This is a genomic window from Actinoplanes sp. KI2 (genome assembly GCF_025630775.1).
Lineage (GTDB): Bacteria > Actinomycetota > Actinomycetes > Mycobacteriales > Micromonosporaceae > Actinoplanes.
The window spans coordinates 121,578-141,134 of record NZ_JAOSZE010000027.1; the positions used below are offsets into that span (position 1 = coordinate 121,578).

The following is a 19,557-nucleotide window of genomic DNA, read 5'->3' on the forward strand; positions in this document are numbered from 1 at the left end:
CGATGAGAAGGCTGGTCATTGTCGGTGACACGCTGCTCGACCGGGACGTCGACGGCGACGTGAGCCGGATCGCGCCGGACGCGCCGGCGCCGGTGCTCGACGAGCGGACCGTCCACGAGAGACCGGGCGGCGCGGGGTTGGCGGCGCTGCTGGCCGCCGGCGACGGGCACCGGGTCGCGCTGATCACCGCGCTGTCCTCGGACGCCGCCGGGGCCCGGCTGAGTGAGCTACTCACCGCGGCCGGCGTGGAGCTGTACCCGCTGCCGCTGCCCGGCGCGACCCCGGAGAAGGTACGGCTGCGCGCGAACGGTCAGGTGCTGCTGCGCCTCGACCGCGGCGGCGACCCCGAGCCGCCGGGCGAGGCGCCGCCGGCCGCCCTGGACGTGCTGCGCGACGTCGACGCGATCCTGGTCAGCGACTACGGCCGGGGCGTCGCTCGGCACCCGGCGCTGCGCGCAGCGCTCGAGCGGGCCACCGCGCCGGTGGTCTGGGACCCGCACCCGAGGGGCCCGGCCCCGGTCGCCGACTGCCGCCTGGTCACGCCGAACCTCGCCGAGGTGTGCGCCTTCGCCGGCGACGCGGGGGACGGCTCCACCCTGACCACGGCGCAGCGCGCCGGGCACGTGCTGCGGCAGCGCTGGCGGACCGCCGCGGTCGCGGTGACCTGCGGCCCGGGCGGTGCGGTGCTGTGCCACTCCGGACCTACTCCACTGGTGGTGCCCGCGCCGTACGTGGCCGAGGGGGACACGTGCGGCGCGGGCGACCGGTTCGCGGTCACCGCGGCACTGGCGCTGGCCGAGGGGGCGCTGCTGTCCGAGGCCGTGCAGCGGGCGGTCTCGGCGGCCACCGCCCATATCGGCCACGACAGCAAGGACAAGAACGACCACCGGGCGACCATCGACGAGGTGCGGGCGCGCAACGGCGTCGTGGTGGCCACCGGCGGCTGCTTCGATCTGCTGCACACCGGCCACCTGGCCACCCTGCGCGCCGCCCGGCAGCTCGGCGACTGCCTGGTCGTCTGCCTCAACAGCGACACCTCGGTCCGCGACCTCAAGGGCCCGGACCGCCCGCTGAACAACCAGCACGACCGGGCCCGGCTGCTGTCCGCGCTGGACTGCGTGGACGCGGTGGTGGTCTTCGACGAGCCGACCCCCGAGGCGGTGCTGTCCTGGCTGCGCCCGGACATCTGGGTCAAGGGCGGCGACTACGCCGACGGCGGCCCGGAGCTGCCCGAGTCGGCGCTGGTCGAGCGCTGGGGCGGGCAGACGGTCATCGTGCCGTACCTGGACGGACGATCCACCACCCGAACCATCGCCGCGGCCCGCGGCGGCAGGAGGTAACCCCGATGGACGCAGTACTGATCACCGGCGGCGCGAGCGGCCTGGGCGCCGCGGTGGCCGATGCGGTCGCCAAGGACGGCGGCCGGCCGCTGGTCATCGACCGGCAGCGGCCCGCCGACGGCCTCGAATGGGTCGAGTGCGACCTGGCCGACACCCGCGCCGCCGAGGAGGCGACCCGCCGGGCGATCGAGCTGGCCGGCGGGTCGATCGACGGCGTGGTCACCGCGGCCGGCTTCGACGTGCCGGGCGCGCTGGCCGACGTCCCCGCGCAGGTGTGGGAGCGGATCGTCACCGTCGACCTGCTGGCCACCGCGGCGGTGATCCGGGCCGCGCTGCCGGCGCTGAAACGGTCGCACGGCGGCATCGTCACGGTCGCCTCCACGCTGGGCGTCAAGGCGGTCGGCGACGCCACCGCGTACTGCGCCGCCAAGTTCGGCGTGGTCGGCTTCACCCGGTCGCTCGCCGCCGAACTGGCCGGCCAGGTCAACGTCACGCTGCTGATCCCGGGCGGGATGTGGACCCGGTTCTTCGACGACCGCGAGGAGCGGTACAAGCCCGGCCCGGACGCCTCGCTCAACGACCCCGCGCACACCGCCGCCGCGGTCGTCTTCGCGCTCACCCGGCCGCCCGGCTGCTCGGTGCGTGAACTGGTCGTCGCCGCCGAGAAGGAGGCCTCGTACCCGTGATCCTGGTGCTCCGCGCGCTCGGCGTCGGCGACCTGGTCACCGCCGTGCCCGCGCTGCGCGGCCTGTCCGCCGCCTACTATCGCGAGCCGCTGGCTCTCGCGGCGCCGCGGTGGCTCACCCCACTGGTCGACCTGATCGGCGGGGTCAGCCAGGTGCTGCCCACCGACGGGCTCACTCTGCACCGCTGGGACGTCGCGCCGCCCCGGCTCGCGGTCAACCTGCACGGCCGTGGCCCCGAGTCGCATCGCCTGCTGCACGCCGCCGCCCCGGACAGGCTGTGGGCGTTCGCCAACCCGGACGGCGACCACCTCGACGGTCCCGGCTGGATCGACGAGGAGCACGAGGTGCACCGCTGGTGCCGGCTGCTGCGGCACTACGGCGTCGCGACCGACGAGACCGATCTGGCCCTCGCGGTGCCGCGGCTGCCGGTGCCGCGCGGCGTGACGGTCATCCATCCGGGCGCGAAGTCACCGGCGCGCCGCTGGCCGCCCGACCGCTTCGCGGCCGTCGCCCGGCATCTCACCCGGGCGGGACACCGGGTCGTGATCACCGGTTCCGCCGGCGAGCAGGATCTGCGGGTACGGGTGGCCGAGCGCGCCGGGCTGCCCACCGCCCAGCTGCCGGTGACCGGCCTGGCCGAGCTCGCCGCGCTGGTCGCACACGCTCGTCTCGTGCTCAGCGGCGACACCGGGATCTCGCACCTGGCCACCGCCTACGGCACGCCGTCGGTCACGCTGTTCGGCCCGATGTCGCCGCGGCGCTGGGGGCCGCCGCCCGGCTCGTACCACCGCGCGATTTGGCACGGCACCCGGAGCGAGCCGGGCGATCAGAGCGGCCCCGGCGTGCATCCCGCTCTGCTCGCCGTCGGCGAGCGCGAGGTGCTCGACGCCGTGACGGACGTCCTCGGCACGCTCAGCGGGTCGCGCGCTGGGTGATCAGATCCCGGAGTCGGTCCACCAGGCCGACACCGGGGCCGGCGATCTTGTGGAACAGCTCGCTGTGCGGCGCGCTCGGGTGCGGCCGGGTCGGAGCCAGCTTCTTGGCCCGCTCGACCTTGGCCGCCATCGTCACCAGCTCGTCGCGCGGAATGCGCTGACGCAGCTCGGGGAACTGCTCGGACTCCTCGTCCTGGATGTGGTCGGCGAGCATGGTCTCCAGCCGGCGCAGCGTCTGGTCGAACCGCGGGTCGTTCACCTCGAGCCCTTCGAGGTCCTTCATGGCCTCCTCGAGCTCCTGGTGCTCCTCGGTGTCGTGCGCGACGGCCTTGTCGCCGTCCGGCAGGTGCTCGCGCATCGCGGGGTAGACGTACATCTCCTCGGCGACGGCGTGCCGGACGAGCTCGCTGATCGCGGTGTCGGCCAGGTCGCGGCGCATCATCGGGTCGCGGATGGTCCAGATCTCGCCGATCAGCGCGGTGACGTCACGGTGGTCGGCGGTCAGCACGTCGACCACGTCGGGGGTGTTGGCGTTCTCGGCCATGTTTCCCCCCACCTCAGGAGCTGATCGCGTCGATCAGGTCGCCCACCGGCCGGTCGGGCAGCGCCCGCGCGACGTCGGCGACCGCGACGATCCCGATGAGCTGATGCCCGTCGATGACCGGCAGCCGGCGCACCTTGTGCCCGGCCATGGTGCGCAGCACCTCGGTGGTGTCGTCGTCGGCGCCGATGGTGACCGGTTTGCCCTGGGCCAGCTCGCCGGCCTTGACGTTCTTGGGGTCGCGGCCCTTCGCGATCACCCGGATCACGATGTCGCGGTCGGTGACCATGCCCTTGAGCCGGTCGTCGTCGCCGCAGATCGGCAAGGACCCGACGCCCAGGTCCGCCATCTTCTGCGCGGCCACGGCCACGGTCTCGTTCTCGCCGACACAGGTGACGTCGGAAGTCATGATCTCTCGTGCGGTGCTCATGCTGGGCCTCCGTCCGGTTCTGGTTATCGATTGCGTACCCCGGTTCACGGGATGCAACCGTCAGCCGGCGGATCGGCTCATGGTGCGTACGGCAGCGAGGACTCGTTCCGGGTCGGTGGTCGTGGACCAGTCGGCATGGATGTCGGCGAAGCGGATGACGCCGGCGCGGTCGGCGGCGACCACCGTGGCGAACGGGAGCACGGAGCGTCCGGTGCCGAGGATGACGTCGGCGCCGGTGCTGGTGAAGCCGATGTTGAAGGCATCGATCAGCGCGTGCCGGCCGTCGGACGCGACGAAGAAGCCGAGATCGTTTCGCCGTTTGACGGCTTGCAGGCGGTCCGGTGCCTGGGGGCTCACGGCCACCAGGTGGGTGTCCAGCGCGGTCAGCGTGGGCTCGAGGGCGTCGCGGTATCTCCGCAGGGCCGCCTCGCACTCCGGCGACGCCGCGTGCCGGAAGAAGACGAGGACGACGGGGCCGGTGTCGCGTAGCCGGTTCAGGTGAATCGGTCCCAGATCCACCTCGACCAGCGGCATGTCGGGCAGGCGGTGACCGGCGGCGACCATCCGGTTCCAGATCGCGCCGCCGTCGAACTGCAGCCGGAATGCCTGGTCGTCGACTCCGTGCCGGATCGGGTGTCCCGGGCTGCGCACCGACGTTCTCATCGAGCTCTCCCTATCGCTGGGGTGTGCGGGGGAGGTCATAATACCTACTCGAAAAGTAGGATTTGTCAAATACCTAGTTCGCCCATAGGAATAATATGTGACTCCGGTCACAAAGTAGCTGACGCGCCCGGATGGCGGCGTCTACGTTGCTCTCATGAACCGGAGCACGCCTCTCACCAAGCGTCGCTTCGTCGACTTCCTCCGGGTGTCCAGCAGCACCTGTTGAGGTTCGACGGCGAAGCGCGCGCGCCCCGCCATCTCCCCTGAGCCGACCCGAACCGAGCGACGACGCCGGCGGACCGGCCCCGTCTCCGCCACCTTCCGTGCACCACTTTCGCCGCCTTCCGTGCGCCACGCCGCACGGAACGGGCATCGCCGCATACCCGAAATTTCGACGTAAAGACGCAGGAGATCTCCATGAAACGCAGAACCGTCCTGGCCACCGCGCTGGCCGGCGCCGTCCTCGCGACGACCGCCCTCACCGGCTGCGGGTCCTCCAGCGGCTCGGCCGGCGGCAAGGAGGTCACCGAGCTGCGATACCAGGGCTCGGTGGGCGCCGTGACGCTGCCCGAGCTCGCCGCGGACCTCGGCTACCTGGGCAACGTCAAGCTCAAGTGGATCGGCAACACGATCAGTGGCCCGCAGGACATCCAGGCGGCCACCACCGGCGACACCGACTTCGGCGGCGCGTTCAACGGCGCGATCGTCAAGCTCGCCGCCGCCAAAGCGCCGATCAAGGCGGTGATCGGCTACTACGGCGTGGACAAGGACTCGTACACCGGCTACTACGTGCTCGGCGACAGTCCGATCAAGACGGCCCGTGACCTGATCGGCAAGAAGGTCGGCGTCAACACGCTGGGCGCGCACCACGAGGCGGTCATCAAGACCTATCTGACCCGGGCCGGCCTCACCCCGGACGAGATCAAGCAGGTCGAGCTGGTCGTGGTGCCGCCGGTCAACACCGAGCAGTCGGTGCGGCAGAAGCAGATCGACGCCGGCGCGCTCGGCGGCACGCTGCGCGACAAGGCGCTCGCCCACGGCGGCATCCGGCCGCTCTTCACCGACTACCAGCTTCTGGGCAACTTCACCGCGGGCAGTTACGTCTTCCGCAACGACTTCATCAAGAAGAACCCGGACACGGTGAAGACCTTCGTGGCCGGCGTCGCGAAGGCCGTCGAGTGGGCCCGCACCACCCCGCGCGACCAGGTCATCGCCCGGTTCCAGCAGATCCTCACCAAGCGGGCCCGCAACGAGGACAACACCCAGCTGCAGTTCTGGAAGAGCTACGGCGTCAACGGCAAGGGCGGCGTCATCGAGGAGAAGGAGTTCAGCACCTGGATCGACTGGCTGAAGGGCGCCGGCGAGCTTAACGGCAAGGACGTCAAGGCCACCGACATCTACACCAACGAGTTCAACCCGTACGCGACCGGCGGTGGCGCCGCATGATCCGCTTCGAGAACGTCGGCAAGGTCTTCCACGCCCGCGGCACCAGCGTGACCGCCCTCGACGGCATCGACCTCGACGTACGCGACGGCGAGTTCCTGGTCATCGTCGGCCCGAGCGGCTGCGGCAAGTCCACCCTGCTCGATCTGCTCGGCGGCCTGGCCACGCCGACCAGCGGGCGGATCACCATCGACGACCGGGAGGTCACCGGACCTGGTCTGGACCGTGGCGTGGTCTTCCAGCAGTACGCGCTGCTGCCCTGGCGCACCGCCCAGGGCAACGTCGAGTTCGGACTCGAGGCCAAGCATGTGCCCCGCCGCGAGCGGCCAGCCCGCGCCCGCGAGTACCTCGACCTGGTGGGCCTGTCCGGCTTCCACGACCGGTACCCGCACGAGCTGTCCGGCGGCATGAAGCAGCGGGTGGCGATCGCCCGCAGCCTCGCCTTCGACCCGCAGGTGCTGCTGATGGACGAGCCGTTCGCGGCGCTCGACGCGCAGACCCGCGACGGCCTGCAGGACGAGCTGCTGCGCATCTGGGAGCAGACCGGAAAGACCGTCGTCTTCATCACCCATGGCATCGAGGAGGCCGTCTACCTCGGCCAGCGGGTCGCCGTCATGACCTCCCGGCCGGGCCGGATCAAACAGGTCGTGGACATCCCGATCACCTCCCGGTCGGCCACCGCGGACCTGCGCAGCGACCCGGAGTTCGCCCGCTACCGGCACGAGATCTGGAGCCTGCTGCGCGACGAGGTCGACAAGGCCCGCAGCGCGGAGCTGGGCCGGACACGGAAGGAGACCGCCGGTGTCTAGCGTCACCGAAACTCGGGTCACGATCCGGCCGTCCCAGGCCGGCGTGCCGCGGCCCGGTTCCGAGGCCGTCACCCCACCCACGTCGTACGGCTGGCGCAGGCGCGTCCTGCGCGGAGCCGGCACCGTCACCACCCGGTCGGCGGCCGTGGTCGCCCTGGCCGTCATCTGGGAGGTCTTCCCCCGCGTCGGCCTGGTCAACTCGATCTTCCTGCCACCGCTGTCCGAGGTGCTGGCCGACTGGTGGGAGCTGCTGCGATCGGGCCAGCTGTGGGAGCACACCGAGGCCAGCCTGATCCGGTCGCTGTCCGGTTTCGCCCTCGCGATCGCCATCACCATCCCGCTCGGCCTGGTGATCGGCTGGTACAAGCCGGTCGCGAACCTGCTCAACCCGCTGCTCGAGATCTTCCGCAACACCGCCGCGCTGGCGCTGCTGCCGGTCTTCGTGCTGATCCTCGGGCTCGGCGAAACCTCCAAGATCGCCATCATCACGTACGCGTGTGCCTGGCCCATCCTGCTCAACACCATCAGCGGCGTCCGTACCGTCGATCCACTGCTGATCAAGTCGGCGCGCTCGCTCGGACTCGGTCCGCTGCGGCTGTTCCAGAAGGTCGTGCTGCCCGCCGCCGTACCGACGATCTTCACGGGCATCCGGCTGGCCGGGGCGTACTCAATCCTGATTTTGATCGCCGCGGAGATGGTGGGCGCGAAGTCCGGTCTCGGCTACCTCATCAACTACGCCCAGTACAACTTCGCGGTGCCCGACATGTACGCCGGGATCATCACCATCTCGGCCATCGGCCTCCTCGTGAACCAGCTACTCATCGCGCTCGAACGCCGCTTCTCCACCTGGAGGACCACCTCATGACCCGCCGCCCCGGACACCTGCACCTGAACGCCTTTCTGATGGACGTCGGGCACCACGAGGCCTCCTGGCGGCTGCCGGAGAGCAACCCGTACGCCCACGTGGACGTCGCCCACTACACGAACCTCGCGCGGACGGCCGAGCGCGGCAAGCTCGACTCGCTCTTCCTCGCCGACGGCCCCGTTCTCTGGAGCGACGTGGCCCGCCGTCCCGCCGGCGCGCTCGAACCGACCGTGCTGCTCACCGCGCTGGCCGTGGCCACCACCCACATCGGCCTGATCGCCACGGCGTCCACCACCTACAACGAGCCGTACAACCTGGCCCGCCGCTTCGCCTCCCTCGACCAGGTCAGCGGCGGCCGGGCCGGCTGGAACATCGTCACCACCGCCGGGCTCGACGCGGCCCGCAACTTCAACCTCGACCACCTGCCCGCGCACAAGGAACGCTACGAGCGGGCCGCCGAGTTCGTCGACGTGTCGCTGAAGCTCTGGGACTCGTGGGACGACGACACGATCCTCGCCGACAAGGAGTCCGGCGTCTGGGGCGACAACGCCAAGATCTACCCGCCGGCCCACGCCGGCCGGTTCTACCGCGTGGCCGGGGCGCTCAACGTCCCGCGCTCGCCGCAGGGCCATCCGGTGCTGGTCCAGGCCGGATCCTCGGAGAACGGCCGCACCTTCGCGGCGAAGTACGCCGAGGCGGTGTTCACCGCACATCAGACACTGGGCGACGCGCAGGCGTTCTACGACGACCTGAAACGGCGGGCCCTGGAGTTCGGCCGCGACCCCGGCCACGTCAAGATCCTCCCGGGCATCGTGCCGGTCATCGGGTCCACCGAGACCGAGGCACGCGAACGGGAGGCCGAGCTCAACCGCCTGATCCGCCCCGAGTACGCGCTGCCGCAGCTCGCCGAGCTCCTCGGCGTCGACCCGGCCGACCTGCGGCTCGACGACGAACTGCCGGCCGGGCTGCCCGAGGAGGAGCAGATCGAGGGCGCCAAGAGCCGCCGCACGCTCGTGGTCAACCTGGCCCGCCGGGAACGGCTCACCGTGCGCGAGGTGATCGCCCGCCTCGGCGGCGGCCGCGGCCACCTGACCTTCGCCGGCACACCGGTCCAGGTCGCCGACGCCATCCAGCGGTGGTACGACGAGGGTGCCGCGGACGGGTTCAACGTCATGCCCCCGGTGCTGCCCGCCGGGCTGGACGCCTTCGTCGACCAGGTCGTGCCGATCCTGCAGGAACGTGGGTTGTTCCGTACCGAGTACTCGGGTCACACGCTGCGGGAGCACCTAGGACTGCCCCGGCCGGAGAACCGGAACACGGCCGGCCGGCGAGCGGGGGTTCTCTCGTAACGCCTCGGTTCGGACTGGTGGTGTGCCCGATGTGGGCACACCACCTGCTGTATCACGGGGGTGTGATGTCAGGGCCCACGGCGAGGCGGGATCCGGGGGTGCGGCCGTGGCCCCAGCCGATGCCGGCGCGGTAGCTGCCGAGCAGTCCGGTGGCGACGAGATGGTCCTCGTCGCGCAGCGGGTCGCCGGCCGGCAGCGGGGCGGCCGTGGGCGCCACGAACAGGGCGTCGGTGGGGCAGTAGGCCTCGCACATGAAGCAGGTCTGACAGTCGGACTGCCGGGCGATCACCGGGATGCCGTCGGCGCCGCGGTCGAAGACGTTGGTGGGACAGGCCTCGATGCACCGGTCACAGGTGATGCACCGGCCGGGGCTGACCAGTTCGATCACGAGGCCACCGCCAGGTCGAGCGGGGTGTGCGGGCGCACCGGGTCGGCCGCGGTCCACAGCTCGTCGAGCCCACCGACCATGAGCCGGTGCCGCGAGGCCGGGTCGGCCGAGGGGTGGTCCAGGCGCTTGTGCATGCCGCGGGACTCGGTGCGAGCCAGGGCCGCCGTGTACATCCAGCGGGCGTGCGCGACCATGGCGGCCGCCTGCCGCGCGCCGACCGGGTCCGGGCCGCGGGTGTGCGCGCCGGTGTAGGTCCAGAGCTCGTCCAGGTTGGCGAGCGCGCCGGCGAGCACGTCACCGCGGCGCAGGTAGTTCTTCTCGTACGGATGTGTCTCGGCCTGCACCGCTCGCACGATGTCGTCGTGCGTCCCCAGTTCCGCGCCGGTCGGGCGCAGTCCCGCCCGGCCCGCGGCGACCAGCCTGCGCCGCCTCGCGGCCGGCCCGAGCGCCGTCGCGTGCCGGGCCGCCGCCGTGCCCGCCCAGGTCCCGGAGGACATGGCCCAGGCGGAGTTGTGCGAGCCGCCGCCGGTGAAGCCGCCGCAGATCAGCTCCCGGGTGGCGGCGTCGCCGGCCACGTAGAGGCCCGGCACGCCGGTCGAGCAGTCGTCGTCCACCACCCGGATGCCGCCGGTGCCGCGGACGGTGCCCTCCAGCAGCAGGGTGATCGGGAACCGATCGGTGAACGGGTCGATGCGCATCCGGTCGAAGGGGAGGAAGAAGTTGGGCTGGCCGCGCCGCATGGCCGCCTGCACGGCCTGGTCGGCACGGTCGAGGCGGGCGAAGACCCGCCCGGTCAGCAGCTCGCGGGCGATGACCGACCGGCCGCCCTGGCTGCCGGCCCCCGCCAGCACACTGCCGTCCTCGCGGTAGAAGGTGGCGTAGTTGTAATAGGCCGTCTTGGTCACGGTGGAGAATTCCGGGGCGATGGCGTACGCGTTGGAGAACTCCATGCCGGAGAAGGTCGCGCCCACCTCGGCGGCGAACAGGGCGCCGTCGCCGGTGTTGACGTCGCAGCCCAGCGCCCGGGAGAGGAACGCGCAGCCGCCGGTGGCAAGGACCACGGCGCCGGCCCGCACCCGGTAGGGCCGGCCGAGCTGCCGCCGATGGCCGGCGGCTCCGGCGACCGCGCCGATCGGGTCGGTGAGCAGTTCGAGGACGGGGCTGTGGTCGAGGATGCGGACCCCGCTGCGCTTGAGCCAGGCGCGCATCCGGCGCATGTACTCCGGACCCTGCACGCCGCGGCGCAGTTCGGAGCCGTCGTCCAGAACCGGGAACGGGTAACGGCCGGCGGTGGCCAGCTCATTGATGTTCGCGTACGTCTGGTCGAGGACCCGGGCCATCCAGCGCCGGTCGGACAGGTGGCCGTTGAGGCTCTCCCGGCTGGCCATGGCCGCCTCGCGGGCCCCGGCCTCGGGCTCGACATACCAGACGCCGGTGCCGGCGGAGGCGGTGGCGCCGCTCGTGCCGGTGTATCCCTTGTCGACGAGGACGACGTCGGCGCCGGCCTGCGCGGCCTTGAGCGCGGCCCACGCGCCGGCCGGGCCGCCGCCGGCGACCAGGACGTCGGCGGTGAGGTCCAAGATGTCGATCACGGTTCCTCCTGGGTTTCGGCGACCGGGGTCACCGTGCGGTTTCGGCAGCACGGGTCACCGTGCGGTTTTGGCGGCGCTGGTCACTGCGAGGGCAGGCCGAGTCGCTCGAGTGTCGAGCGCAGCTCGTGACGGCCGGCCATCGACGCCGGGCCGGCGAGCCGGGCGAGGACCCGGTCGCTCCAGGCGCCGGACAGCCCGAAACGGGTGTTGTAGGTCTTCAGGGTCTGGTCGTACGGGTCGATGTGTGCGTCGGCGGCGGTGTCGTACTGCTCGCGGTGCAGGACGGCGTCCTGCGGCAGGCGGGGCTTGATGCCGGCGTTCTCGGTCGGGTCGGGCTCGCCGACGGCCAGCCCGAAGGCGGCGACGGTGTGCGGCGGCAGGGCCAGCTCGGCGGCGATCTGTTCGGGGTGGTTGCGCACGGCGCCGACGAAGACCGTGCCCAGGCCGAGCGACGCGGCGGCGACCACCGCGTTCTGGGCGGCCAGGGCGGTGTCGATGAAGCCGGTGATGGTGGTTTCCAGGTAGTCGGCGGCGTCCAGCGGCGTCCCGGCACGGTCGGCGAGCCGGCGGGCCCGGCCAAGGTCGGCGACCCAGACGAGGAACAGCGGCGCCTGGGCGATGAAGGCCTGGCCACCGGCGAGCGCGGCCAGTCGCGCCTTGCGAGCCGGATCGCGAACGGCGACCACGCTCCACACCTGCAAGTTGGAGGACGTCGGCGCGGACTGGGCGGCGGCCACGATCGCCGTGAGCTCGTCGTCGCCGATCTCGCGGGGCAGGAAGCTGCGCACGGAGCGGTGAGCCAGTTGTACGGCGAGGACGTCGTTGAGGATGTCGAGGGTGGCGGTGTCGTCGCCGTATCGCGCGGTGATGGACATCAGTCGGCCTCTCCGTTCGTCCGGTCGTCGCGCCGGCGTGGCGGTGGATAGGGGAGCAGCGCCTTGTCGAAGGTGCGCCAGGCGTCGAGCAGCTCGGCGGTCAGCGCCGGGTCCTCGCCGGAGAGGTCGGCCTTCTCCCGGCCGTCGGAGGAGACGTCGAACAGCCGTACCCTCTCGCCCGGCCCGGCGGGCAGCCAGCGCAGCAGTGGCTGCGCGGTCCGGTCGACGAGCAGCTTGTACCGGCCGCGACGGACGGCGCCCTGCCCGCGAGTGCGCCAGAGCAGATCCCGTTCCGGTGGCGGGTCGCCGTCGAGCAGCCAGGGCAGCAGCGAGACGCCGTCGAGCGGGTAGTCCGGGTGCGGCCGGGCGCCGGCCGCGTCGAGCAGCGTGGCGGTCCAGTCCATGGTGATGGTGGGTACGTCGGTGACCTGCCCGCCGGCGATGGCGGCGGGCCAGCGAACGAGAAACGGTACGCGGACGCCGCCCTCCTCGAGGTCGCCCTTCTCGCCGACGAACGGCCAGAGGAAGGCGAACCGTTCGCCGCCGTTGTCGGAGGCGAACACGACGACGGTGTTGTCGCGCAGGCCCTTCTCGTCGAGGGCGTCGAGGACCTGGCCGATCCCGGTGTCGAGGGCCTCGACCATCCGCCGGTAGGTGTCGAGCGAACCCCCCTCGAAGTGGAAGAGGCCGGTGAGCTGGGTCCGCCGGGTGGCGGCGGTGACCTTCGCGCTGACCGCCTCGTCCCCGGGTCCCTCCCACGGCCAGTGCGGCGCGGTGTAGTTGACCTGGAGGTAGAACGGCTCTCCGGGGTCGCGGGCGCGGATGTACTCGGCGGCGCGGGCGCTGACGATCTCGGTGTAGTAGCCGGTCTGCTCGACGGGCGTCTCGCCCTCGTACAGGTCGGGTTGGCCCTTGCTGTCGATGTGGCTGAAGTAGTCGAGGGCGCCGTCGAGGTTGCCGAAGAAGACGTCGAAGCCGGCCTTGACCGGGCTGAACCAGGGCAGCCAGCCGCAATGCCACTTGCCGAACATGGCGGTGTCGTAGCCGGCGTCCTTGAGCAGCGAGGGCAGGGTGGGATGCGCGTGCGGGATGCCGCTGTGCTCGTCCCGCTGCACCAACGGCTCCTGCAGCCCGGCCGCCAGCCGGCCCGGGAATCGTCCGGTGTAGAGCGCGATCCGGGTGGGGGAGCAGGTCGGCGACGCCGCGTACCCGTGGCGCAGCCGCACCCCGTCGGCGGCCAGCCGGTCGAGCACCGGCGTGTGGTGGTGCAGCGAGCCGTAGCAGCCGAGGTCGCCCCAGCCGAGGTCGTCGGCGAAGACGAAAACGATGTTCGGCCGGTCTTTCGGCCGGCCGGCGCCGGTGGCCGCGTAGGGCCGCTCGGGCGGGAACCAGTCGGCGCGGCGGTCAGGCAGCGGGGCGTTCATCTCAGTCACGCTACGGCGACGCGGCCTCCAAATCCATACTTGACATATAGGAGTTCGGGATATTTGATGTGGGACATGACCACGCACCCCTCCACCCGTCTCGCCGCCGACGCGGTGCGTGACGCCGGAGGCTGCGTGGCCTTCCACCCGATCGCCCGGATCTACCTGGATCTGGGGCGGGTGGCCAGCGCCGTCTGTCAGCCGTTCGAGCGCTGACCCGCGTTCTCCGCTTTCTCGCGCAGCTCATCCCGCTGCCCAGCCGTGCGCACCGGTGCCGCGGCAGTCCCTCGTGCACCGCGCTGCCTGGCTGCCGCGCGGTCCACTCCGCAACACCCCTATCCGGGAGGAACCATGTCCGTAGACACCCGCCCCACCGTCGCGCTCGATCTCCAGCGGATCGGTGGCCGCATCGGCGCCGAGATCCGCGGCGTCGACCTGCGCTCCGAGCTCGACGACGCGGTGTTCGCCGAGATCCGGGCCGCCCTGCTGGCGCACAAGGCGCTCGTCTTCCGCGGCCAGCACCTCGACGACGAACAGCAGCTGCGGTTCGCCGCCCGGTTCGGCCCGCTCACCACCGCCCACCCGACCGTCCCGTCGGTCGAGGGCCGGCCGAACATCCTGCCGGTCGAGGGCGACGAGGGCGTGCGCGCCAACCAGTGGCACACCGACGTCACCTTCGTGCAGAGCCCGCCCAGTGTCTCCACGCTGCGCGCCGACGTCATCCCGCCGTACGGCGGCAACACGCTCATCGCCAACACCGCCGCCGCCTACCAGGACCTGCCCGAGCCGCTGCGCGTGCTGGCCGACTCGCTGCAGGCCGTGCACACCAACGACTACGACTACGTGCAGCCCCAGTTCGCCACCGAGGAGGCGGCCGAATACCACAAGGTGTTCGTGTCCCGCCGCTACCAGACCGCCCACCCGGTGGTCCGGGTGCACCCGGAGAGCGGCGAGCGCGGCCTGTTCATCGGCGGGTTCGCCCAGCGGATCGTCGGGCTGTCCGGCACCGAGTCACGGGACATCCTGCGCCTGCTGCAGGCGTACGTCACCCGCCCCGAGAACGTGCTGCGCGTGCAGTGGAACGTCGGCGACGTCGTCGTCTTCGACAACCGCATCACCCAGCACTACGCCCCCGACGACTACGGCACCCAGCCCCGCAAGCTGTTCCGCGTCACCGTCGCCGGCGACGTGCCGGCCGGGATCGACGGCCGGCCGAGCCAGATCCTCGAGGGCGACGCCGCCGACCACTACACCCCCGGAAGGTAGGACCATGTCCACGATCACCGTCGAACGCGTCGCCGGCCACATCGGAGCGGAGATCTCCGGAGTCGACCTGTCCGCGCCGCTGGACGCCGACACCGTCGCGGCGATCCGCGCCGCGCTGCTCGCCCACAAGGTGATCTTCTTCCGCGGTCAGCACCTCGACCACGGCCGGCAGATCGCCTTCGCCCGCCAGTTCGGCGAGCTCACCCACGCCCACCCGCACGAGGACGCGCCGCCGGAGGACTTCCCGGAGATCCTCACCATCGACCCGCGGCGTTACGAGCAGCTGTACGGGCTGGACCGCCGGCAACAGACCCGCCGGCAGTACAGCTACTACTCCGGCTGGCACACCGACGTCACCGCCGCGGTGAACCCGCCGGCCGCGTCCATCCTGCGTGCCGAGACGGTGCCGCCGTTCGGCGGGGACACCGCGTGGAGCAACCTGGTGGCCGCGTACGAGGGGCTGTCCGAGCCGCTGCGCCGGCTCGCCGACGGGCTGCGTGCCGAGCACCGCTTCCTGGCCGGCTCGGAGACCGACGACAGCGGCCGCTATCAGGAGCGCATCAGCAAGAACCTCCTCGTCGCGGTGCACCCGGTGGTGCGGGTCCACCCGGAGACCGGCGAGCGGGCGCTGTTCGTCAACCCGGGCTTCACCAAGAAGATTCTCGGGCTGTCCGCGGCCGAGAGCCGGCAGATCCTCGACCTGCTGTTCAGCCAGATCGCCCGGCCCGCCTACACCGTGCGGTTCCGCTGGCGTCCGGGTGACATCGCGTTCTGGGACAACCCGGCCACCGCCCACCTCGCCCCCGAGGACCTCGAGCATCTCGACGTCGAACGCACCCTGCACCGGGTCACGCTGATCGGCGACCGCCCGGTCGGCCCGGACGGCTTCGTCTCGGAACTGATCTCCGGTACCGAGTTCCGGGCCCAGCGCGAACCCGCGGTCTCCGGTGTCTGAAGCCGGTATCAAGGTCAGCGCCCGCGGCGTGACCAAGGCCTTCCCCGCCCCGGCGGGCGGGGAAGGCCCCGGCTTCGTGGCGCTGCGCGACCTGGACCTCGACGTCCGCGACGGGGAGTTCCTCGTCGTGGTGGGTCCCAGCGGATGCGGCAAGTCCACCGCGCTGAACCTGATCGCCGGCCTGGACCGGCCGACGGACGGGGAGTTGCTGCTCGACGGCCGACCGATCGTCGGCCCGGGCCTCGACCGCGGGATCGTCTTTCAGCAGTACGCCCTTTTCCCCTGGCGGACGGCCCGCGAGAACGTCGAGTTCGGCCTGCAGTCCAAGGGAGTCGGACGCCGGGAACGGGCCCGGATCGCCGCCGACCACCTCGCCCTGGTCGGACTGACCGCATTCGCCGACAACTACCCGCACACCCTGTCGGGCGGCATGAAGCAGCGCGTCGCCATCGCCCGGGCGCTGGCCTACGACCCGGACGTGCTGCTCATGGACGAGCCGTTCGCGGCGCTGGACGCGCAGACCCGGGAGAGCCTGCAGGGCCAGCTGCTGCGGATCTGGCAGCAGACCCGCAAGACCGTCGTGTTCATCACGCACAGCATCGAGGAGGCGGTCTACCTCGGCCAACGCGTCGCCGTGATGACCGCCGGCCCCGGCCGGATCAAGCAGATCGTCGACGTCGAGCTGGACGCCTCCCGCGCGGACGACATCCGCACCAGCTACGAGTTCACCCAGGTGCGCCACGACCTGTGGACACTGCTGAAATCCGAGATGCCGCTCGTGGCGGTCGGCTGATGAGACGCGGACTCAAACGCAGCGTGGTCCTGGCCGCCTTCCTGGCGCTCTGGGAGGTCCTGCCGCGCACGCTCGTCGAACCCGGCTACCTGCCGCCGTTCTCCACGGTGGTGCGCGCCGCCGTGCAGTTGTTCGTGACCGGGGAGATCTGGGAGCACCTGTCGATCAGCCTGTCGCGCAGCTTCGAGGGCTTCGCCCTCGCGGTGGCCGTGGGGGTGCCGGCAGGCCTGCTCATCGGCTGGTTCCGCGAGGTCGAGGAGTACGTCGACCCGCTGGTCCAAACCCTGCGGCAGACCCCGGTGCTGGCGCTGTTCCCGGTGTTCATCCTGTTCTTCGGCATCGGCGAGACGTCGAAGGTCGTCATGATCTTCTGGGGCACGGTGTGGCCGATCCTGCTCAACACCATCGCCGGGGTCAAGGACGTCGACCCGGTGGTCGTCACCTCGGCCCGGTCGATGGGCGCCCGCCGTCTCGACCTGTTCCGCCGGGTGATCCTGCCGGCCACGGTGCCCTCGATCATGACGGGCATCCGGCTGGGCGCGACCTTCTCGATCCTCATGCTGGTCGTCGCCGAGTACGTCGGCGCCAAGGCCGGCATCGGCGCCCTGGTCATCAACAGCCAGTACGCCTTCCTCATCCCCAAGATGTACGCCGCGATCGTGATCCTCGCGATTCTCGGCCTGTCCACCAACATCGCGCTGGTCCGCCTCGAACGCCGAGCCACCCGATGGAAAGAAAGGTGACCCCGATGAGACGTACCATCGCTCTGCTGGCGACCGCCCTGCTGCTCGGCGGCTGCGCGGGCAAGGCCGGCGAGGCCGACGTGAAACCGGAGTCCGGCGCGGCGGCCGCGGCCGGCGGCCCCAAGGTGGTCTTCCGCTACCAGAGCGGCGCCTCGTACGGCTCGATCGCGCCGTTCGAGCTGGCCACCAAGCTGGGCTATTACGAGGGCACCAGCGTGCAGATCAAGAGCGTCGGCATCTCCAAGTCGGGGCCCGAGGACATCCAGGCCATCGCGGCCGGCTCCAACGACATCGCGTGGACCAACACCGCCCCGATCATCCACGCCGACGTCTCCGGCCTGAAGATCAAGGCGATCGTGGCGGCCGGCACCACCCTCACCAAGGACCTGAACGGCAAAACCATCTCCATCGGCGGGCTGCTCGCCAAGAAGAGCAGCAACATCACCACCGCCAAGGACCTCGAGGGCAAGAAGGTCAGCGTCAACGTCCGCTCGGCGCAGGCCGAATACGCGATCCGCAAGTGGGCGCAGGCCGGCGGCGCCGACCCCGACAAGATCGACTACGTGGTCGTCGCCCCGCCCAACGAGATCCAGGCGCTGCGGCAGGGCCAGGTCGACGCGGCCTACTCCTGGACGCCCGCCTACAACAAGGGGCAGGAGGACCCGAACGTGAAGGTGGTCGCCACCGAAGGGGACATGCTCGGCGACTTCGTCACCGGCGGCTTCGCCTTCTCACAGGACTTCCTCGACAAGCACCCGGAGGCGGTCAAACAGTTCGTCGCGGGCTATGTGAAGGCCTGGACCTGGGCCTGGGAACACCCGGCCGAGCTGCAGCAGAAGGCCGCCGCGATCATCAAGGACTTCAACGGCGACGAGTCACTGAGCAAGTACGTCTACCCGTTCGGCAGCCGTCCCAACGCGCTGATCAAGGACGAGGACATCAACTTCTACATCGATCAGCTGACCCGCAAGGGCGAGCTGACGGCGGGTCAGGTCAAGCCCGGCGACTTCTACACCAATGCCTTCAACCCGTACGCGTCCTCGTAGCACCTCTGGCGCGGCGGTGGTCGTCGTGCTGTGCGGCGCCGCCGCCTCCTACTCCGTGCTCCAGTCGCTGGTCGTTCCGGCGCTCGGAACGTTCCAGCGGCAGCTGGACACCACGGCGAGCGGCGTCGCATGGCTGCTCACCGCGTACCTGCTGAGCGCGTCGGTGCTCACCCCGGTGATCGGCCGGCTGGGCGACCTGTTCGGCAAGCGGCGTGCCCTGGTGGGGTCCCTGGCCGCGCTCGCGGCCGGTGCGGCCCTGTCCGCGGTCGCTCAGGACCTTCCGACGATGCTGGCCGGCCGGGTGATCCAGGGCGCCGGTGGTGCGGTCTTCCCGCTCGCCTTCGCGATCATCCGCGACCACGTGACGCCCGGCTTGCAGGCTCGGGCGATCGCGGCGATCTCGGCGGTGCTCAGCGTCGGCGGCGCGGCCGCGACCCTGCTGGCCGGCCCGGTAATCGAGCTGCTTTCCTACCACTGGCTGTTCTGGCTGCCGGCCGGGCTCGCCGTGGCCGCGGCCGGTGCCACGCTGAAGTTCGCGCCGGAGACTCGGCGGGTCCACGCTGGGCGGATCAGCGTGCCCGGCGTCCTGCTGTTCGCCGGGTGGCTGACCACGCTGCTCATGGCCATCACCGAACTGCCCGCGGGCCGTCCGGGCACGGTGCTGGCGCTCGCCGGAATTACGCTGCCGCTCGCCGCCGGCTGGGCGTGGTGGGAGCTGCGTGCCGCCCAGCCGATGGTCGACCTGCGCACCCTGCGGCGGCCGCAGATGCGGGACACCAACGTTGCGACGCTGCTGCTCGGCCTCGGCATGTTCGCCGCCTGGATGATCGTGCCGCTGCTCGTCCAGCAGGACCCTCGGACCGGCGTCGGGTTCGGCGCGCCGGCCGCCGCCGTCGGGCTCTACCTGCTGCCGACGGCGGCCGGGACGCTTGCCGTGACCCCGCTGGTGGGGCGGATCGGCGAGGCGTCCGGGCCACGGTCCGCGCTGTTTCTGGGCGGCCTCGCGGCGGCGGTCTCCTACGGCTGGATGGCGGTGGCCCACGGCAGCCGGGTCAGCCTGCTGCTCGCGCTGCTGCTGGAGGGCGCCGGCATCGGGCTGGCGTTCGCGGCGGTGGCGGTTCGCACCGTGCGATCCGTGCCCGCCGATCAGACCGGGGTGGCCACCGGCATCAATACCATCATGCGTACGGTCGGCGGCACGCTCGGCACGAACCTGGCCGGCATGCTGCTGGCGGCGACCGCCACCGTCGACGGCCAGCCGTCGCCGGCCGCCTACACGGTCTGCTTCGCCGTCTTCGGCGTCGCGCTGCTCGGTGCCGCGCTGCTCGGCTTGCGGCCCGAAGCGGGGCCCGACACGACTCTGTCACAAGTCCGTGAACACGCACCCGTATTCCTATCTAGCGAGTAGGGATAG

At 71.4% G+C, this 19,557-nt stretch carries 21 protein-coding genes; 14 read left to right on the forward strand and 7 right to left on the reverse strand.

Going from position 1 to position 19,557, the window contains the following annotated elements; all coding sequences use genetic code 11:
* Positions 1 to 2 precede the first annotated feature (2 nt).
* The 3 genes from ODJ79_RS27760 to ODJ79_RS27770 are packed head-to-tail and all read left to right on the forward strand — an operon-like array spanning position 3 to position 2,961.
* On the forward strand, positions 3 to 1,340 hold the full coding sequence (locus tag ODJ79_RS27760; protein ID WP_263026566.1) for a PfkB family carbohydrate kinase: 1,338 nt from the start codon (positions 3 to 5) through the stop codon (positions 1,338 to 1,340).
* A gap of 5 nt (positions 1,341 to 1,345) precedes the next feature.
* A complete protein-coding gene (locus tag ODJ79_RS27765) occupies positions 1,346 to 2,026 on the forward strand; it encodes an SDR family oxidoreductase (protein ID WP_263026528.1) in 681 nt (226 codons plus the stop codon).
* Entirely contained in the window at positions 2,023 to 2,961 is a 939-nt protein-coding gene (locus tag ODJ79_RS27770; protein ID WP_263026529.1) for a glycosyltransferase family 9 protein, read from the forward strand. Before ODJ79_RS27765 ends, ODJ79_RS27770 begins: the two co-directional genes overlap by 4 nt.
* Here the strand turns inward: ODJ79_RS27770 and ODJ79_RS27775 are convergent.
* The 3 genes from ODJ79_RS27775 to ODJ79_RS27785 are packed head-to-tail and all read right to left on the reverse strand — an operon-like array spanning position 2,939 to position 4,595.
* Positions 2,939 to 3,505 carry a hemerythrin domain-containing protein gene (locus tag ODJ79_RS27775; RefSeq protein ID WP_263026530.1) on the reverse strand — a complete coding sequence of 189 codons (567 nt, stop codon included), beginning with the start codon at positions 3,503 to 3,505 and terminating at the stop codon, positions 2,939 to 2,941. The genes ODJ79_RS27770 and ODJ79_RS27775 overlap by 23 nt on opposite strands.
* Before the next feature lie 13 nt (positions 3,506 to 3,518).
* On the reverse strand, positions 3,519 to 3,932 hold the full coding sequence (locus ODJ79_RS27780; RefSeq protein WP_263026531.1) for a CBS domain-containing protein: 414 nt from the start codon (positions 3,930 to 3,932) through the stop codon (positions 3,519 to 3,521).
* A 60-nt stretch (positions 3,933 to 3,992) separates the two neighbouring features.
* Positions 3,993 to 4,595, reverse strand: coding sequence for a redoxin domain-containing protein (locus ODJ79_RS27785; protein ID WP_263026532.1), 603 nt, complete (start codon positions 4,593 to 4,595; stop codon positions 3,993 to 3,995).
* Between the two features lie 417 nt (positions 4,596 to 5,012).
* On the opposite strand from ODJ79_RS27785, the gene ODJ79_RS27790 reads away from it, so the two are divergent.
* The 4 genes from ODJ79_RS27790 to ODJ79_RS27805 are packed head-to-tail and all read left to right on the forward strand — an operon-like array spanning position 5,013 to position 9,061.
* Positions 5,013 to 6,041, forward strand: coding sequence for an ABC transporter substrate-binding protein (locus ODJ79_RS27790; protein ID WP_263026533.1), 1,029 nt, complete (start codon positions 5,013 to 5,015; stop codon positions 6,039 to 6,041).
* Positions 6,038 to 6,847 carry an ABC transporter ATP-binding protein gene (locus ODJ79_RS27795; RefSeq protein ID WP_263026534.1) on the forward strand — a complete coding sequence of 270 codons (810 nt, stop codon included), beginning with the start codon at positions 6,038 to 6,040 and terminating at the stop codon, positions 6,845 to 6,847. Before ODJ79_RS27790 ends, ODJ79_RS27795 begins: the two co-directional genes overlap by 4 nt.
* A complete protein-coding gene (locus ODJ79_RS27800; RefSeq protein WP_263026535.1) occupies positions 6,840 to 7,712 on the forward strand; it encodes an ABC transporter permease in 873 nt (290 codons plus the stop codon). The genes ODJ79_RS27795 and ODJ79_RS27800 overlap by 8 nt, the downstream gene beginning before the upstream one ends.
* Positions 7,709 to 9,061 (forward strand): LLM class flavin-dependent oxidoreductase, encoded by a 1,353-nt coding sequence (locus tag ODJ79_RS27805; RefSeq protein ID WP_263026536.1) that lies wholly within the window; start codon positions 7,709 to 7,711, stop codon positions 9,059 to 9,061. Before ODJ79_RS27800 ends, ODJ79_RS27805 begins: the two co-directional genes overlap by 4 nt.
* A gap of 52 nt (positions 9,062 to 9,113) precedes the next feature.
* On the opposite strand, the gene ODJ79_RS27810 is transcribed toward ODJ79_RS27805, so the two are convergent.
* The 4 genes from ODJ79_RS27810 to ODJ79_RS27825 all read right to left on the reverse strand — a co-directional run bounded on the left by ODJ79_RS27810 (position 9,114) and on the right by ODJ79_RS27825 (position 13,340).
* Positions 9,114 to 9,449 carry a ferredoxin family protein gene (locus ODJ79_RS27810; protein ID WP_263026537.1) on the reverse strand — a complete coding sequence of 112 codons (336 nt, stop codon included), beginning with the start codon at positions 9,447 to 9,449 and terminating at the stop codon, positions 9,114 to 9,116.
* Entirely contained in the window at positions 9,446 to 11,041 is a 1,596-nt protein-coding gene (locus ODJ79_RS27815; protein ID WP_263026538.1) for an FAD-binding protein, read from the reverse strand. The genes ODJ79_RS27810 and ODJ79_RS27815 overlap by 4 nt, the downstream gene beginning before the upstream one ends.
* 80 nt (positions 11,042 to 11,121) lie before the next feature.
* Entirely contained in the window at positions 11,122 to 11,916 is a 795-nt protein-coding gene (locus ODJ79_RS27820) for an NADPH-dependent oxidoreductase (protein ID WP_263026539.1), read from the reverse strand.
* Positions 11,916 to 13,340, reverse strand: a complete 1,425-nt coding sequence (locus ODJ79_RS27825) for a sulfatase-like hydrolase/transferase (RefSeq protein ID WP_263026540.1) — start codon at positions 13,338 to 13,340, stop codon at positions 11,916 to 11,918. The genes ODJ79_RS27820 and ODJ79_RS27825 overlap by 1 nt, the downstream gene beginning before the upstream one ends.
* A gap of 75 nt (positions 13,341 to 13,415) precedes the next feature.
* On the opposite strand from ODJ79_RS27825, the gene ODJ79_RS27830 reads away from it, so the two are divergent.
* The 7 genes from ODJ79_RS27830 (at position 13,416) to ODJ79_RS27860 (ending at position 19,551) form a co-directional block, all read left to right on the forward strand.
* On the forward strand, positions 13,416 to 13,556 hold the full coding sequence (locus ODJ79_RS27830) for a hypothetical protein (RefSeq protein ID WP_263026541.1): 141 nt from the start codon (positions 13,416 to 13,418) through the stop codon (positions 13,554 to 13,556).
* A gap of 135 nt (positions 13,557 to 13,691) precedes the next feature.
* Positions 13,692 to 14,606, forward strand: a complete 915-nt coding sequence (locus tag ODJ79_RS27835) for a TauD/TfdA dioxygenase family protein (RefSeq protein WP_263026542.1) — start codon at positions 13,692 to 13,694, stop codon at positions 14,604 to 14,606.
* A gap of 4 nt (positions 14,607 to 14,610) precedes the next feature.
* A complete protein-coding gene (locus ODJ79_RS27840) occupies positions 14,611 to 15,561 on the forward strand; it encodes a TauD/TfdA dioxygenase family protein (protein WP_263026543.1) in 951 nt (316 codons plus the stop codon).
* Positions 15,554 to 16,354 carry an ABC transporter ATP-binding protein gene (locus ODJ79_RS27845; protein ID WP_263026544.1) on the forward strand — a complete coding sequence of 267 codons (801 nt, stop codon included), beginning with the start codon at positions 15,554 to 15,556 and terminating at the stop codon, positions 16,352 to 16,354. The genes ODJ79_RS27840 and ODJ79_RS27845 overlap by 8 nt, the downstream gene beginning before the upstream one ends.
* Positions 16,354 to 17,097 carry an ABC transporter permease gene (locus ODJ79_RS27850; RefSeq protein ID WP_263026545.1) on the forward strand — a complete coding sequence of 248 codons (744 nt, stop codon included), beginning with the start codon at positions 16,354 to 16,356 and terminating at the stop codon, positions 17,095 to 17,097. The genes ODJ79_RS27845 and ODJ79_RS27850 overlap by 1 nt, the downstream gene beginning before the upstream one ends.
* Before the next feature lie 5 nt (positions 17,098 to 17,102).
* On the forward strand, positions 17,103 to 18,143 hold the full coding sequence (locus tag ODJ79_RS27855) for an ABC transporter substrate-binding protein (RefSeq protein ID WP_263026546.1): 1,041 nt from the start codon (positions 17,103 to 17,105) through the stop codon (positions 18,141 to 18,143).
* Positions 18,144 to 18,159: 16 nt separating this feature from the next.
* Positions 18,160 to 19,551 carry an MFS transporter gene (locus ODJ79_RS27860; protein ID WP_263026547.1) on the forward strand — a complete coding sequence of 464 codons (1,392 nt, stop codon included), beginning with the start codon at positions 18,160 to 18,162 and terminating at the stop codon, positions 19,549 to 19,551.
* The last annotated feature ends 6 nt before the right edge of the window (positions 19,552 to 19,557 follow it).

Excerpts from the sequence above, each read along its gene's own strand:
- ODJ79_RS27760 (WP_263026566.1), top strand. The coding sequence starts at position 3 with ATGAGAAGGCTGGTCATTGTCGGTGACACGCTGCTCGACCGGGACGTC.
- ODJ79_RS27765 (WP_263026528.1), top strand. The coding sequence starts at position 1,346 with ATGGACGCAGTACTGATCACCGGCGGCGCGAGCGGCCTGGGCGCCGCG.
- ODJ79_RS27775 (WP_263026530.1), bottom strand. The coding sequence starts at position 3,505 with ATGGCCGAGAACGCCAACACCCCCGACGTGGTCGACGTGCTGACCGCC.
- ODJ79_RS27780 (WP_263026531.1), bottom strand. The coding sequence starts at position 3,932 with ATGAGCACCGCACGAGAGATCATGACTTCCGACGTCACCTGTGTCGGC.
- ODJ79_RS27785 (WP_263026532.1), bottom strand. The coding sequence starts at position 4,595 with ATGAGAACGTCGGTGCGCAGCCCGGGACACCCGATCCGGCACGGAGTC.
- ODJ79_RS27790 (WP_263026533.1), top strand. The coding sequence starts at position 5,013 with ATGAAACGCAGAACCGTCCTGGCCACCGCGCTGGCCGGCGCCGTCCTC.
- ODJ79_RS27795 (WP_263026534.1), top strand. The coding sequence starts at position 6,038 with ATGATCCGCTTCGAGAACGTCGGCAAGGTCTTCCACGCCCGCGGCACC.
- ODJ79_RS27805 (WP_263026536.1), top strand. The coding sequence starts at position 7,709 with ATGACCCGCCGCCCCGGACACCTGCACCTGAACGCCTTTCTGATGGAC.
- ODJ79_RS27820 (WP_263026539.1), bottom strand. The coding sequence starts at position 11,916 with ATGTCCATCACCGCGCGATACGGCGACGACACCGCCACCCTCGACATC.
- ODJ79_RS27825 (WP_263026540.1), bottom strand. The coding sequence starts at position 13,340 with ATGAACGCCCCGCTGCCTGACCGCCGCGCCGACTGGTTCCCGCCCGAG.
- ODJ79_RS27830 (WP_263026541.1), top strand. The coding sequence starts at position 13,416 with ATGACCACGCACCCCTCCACCCGTCTCGCCGCCGACGCGGTGCGTGAC.
- ODJ79_RS27835 (WP_263026542.1), top strand. The coding sequence starts at position 13,692 with ATGTCCGTAGACACCCGCCCCACCGTCGCGCTCGATCTCCAGCGGATC.
- ODJ79_RS27840 (WP_263026543.1), top strand. The coding sequence starts at position 14,611 with ATGTCCACGATCACCGTCGAACGCGTCGCCGGCCACATCGGAGCGGAG.
- ODJ79_RS27850 (WP_263026545.1), top strand. The coding sequence starts at position 16,354 with ATGAGACGCGGACTCAAACGCAGCGTGGTCCTGGCCGCCTTCCTGGCG.
- ODJ79_RS27855 (WP_263026546.1), top strand. The coding sequence starts at position 17,103 with ATGAGACGTACCATCGCTCTGCTGGCGACCGCCCTGCTGCTCGGCGGC.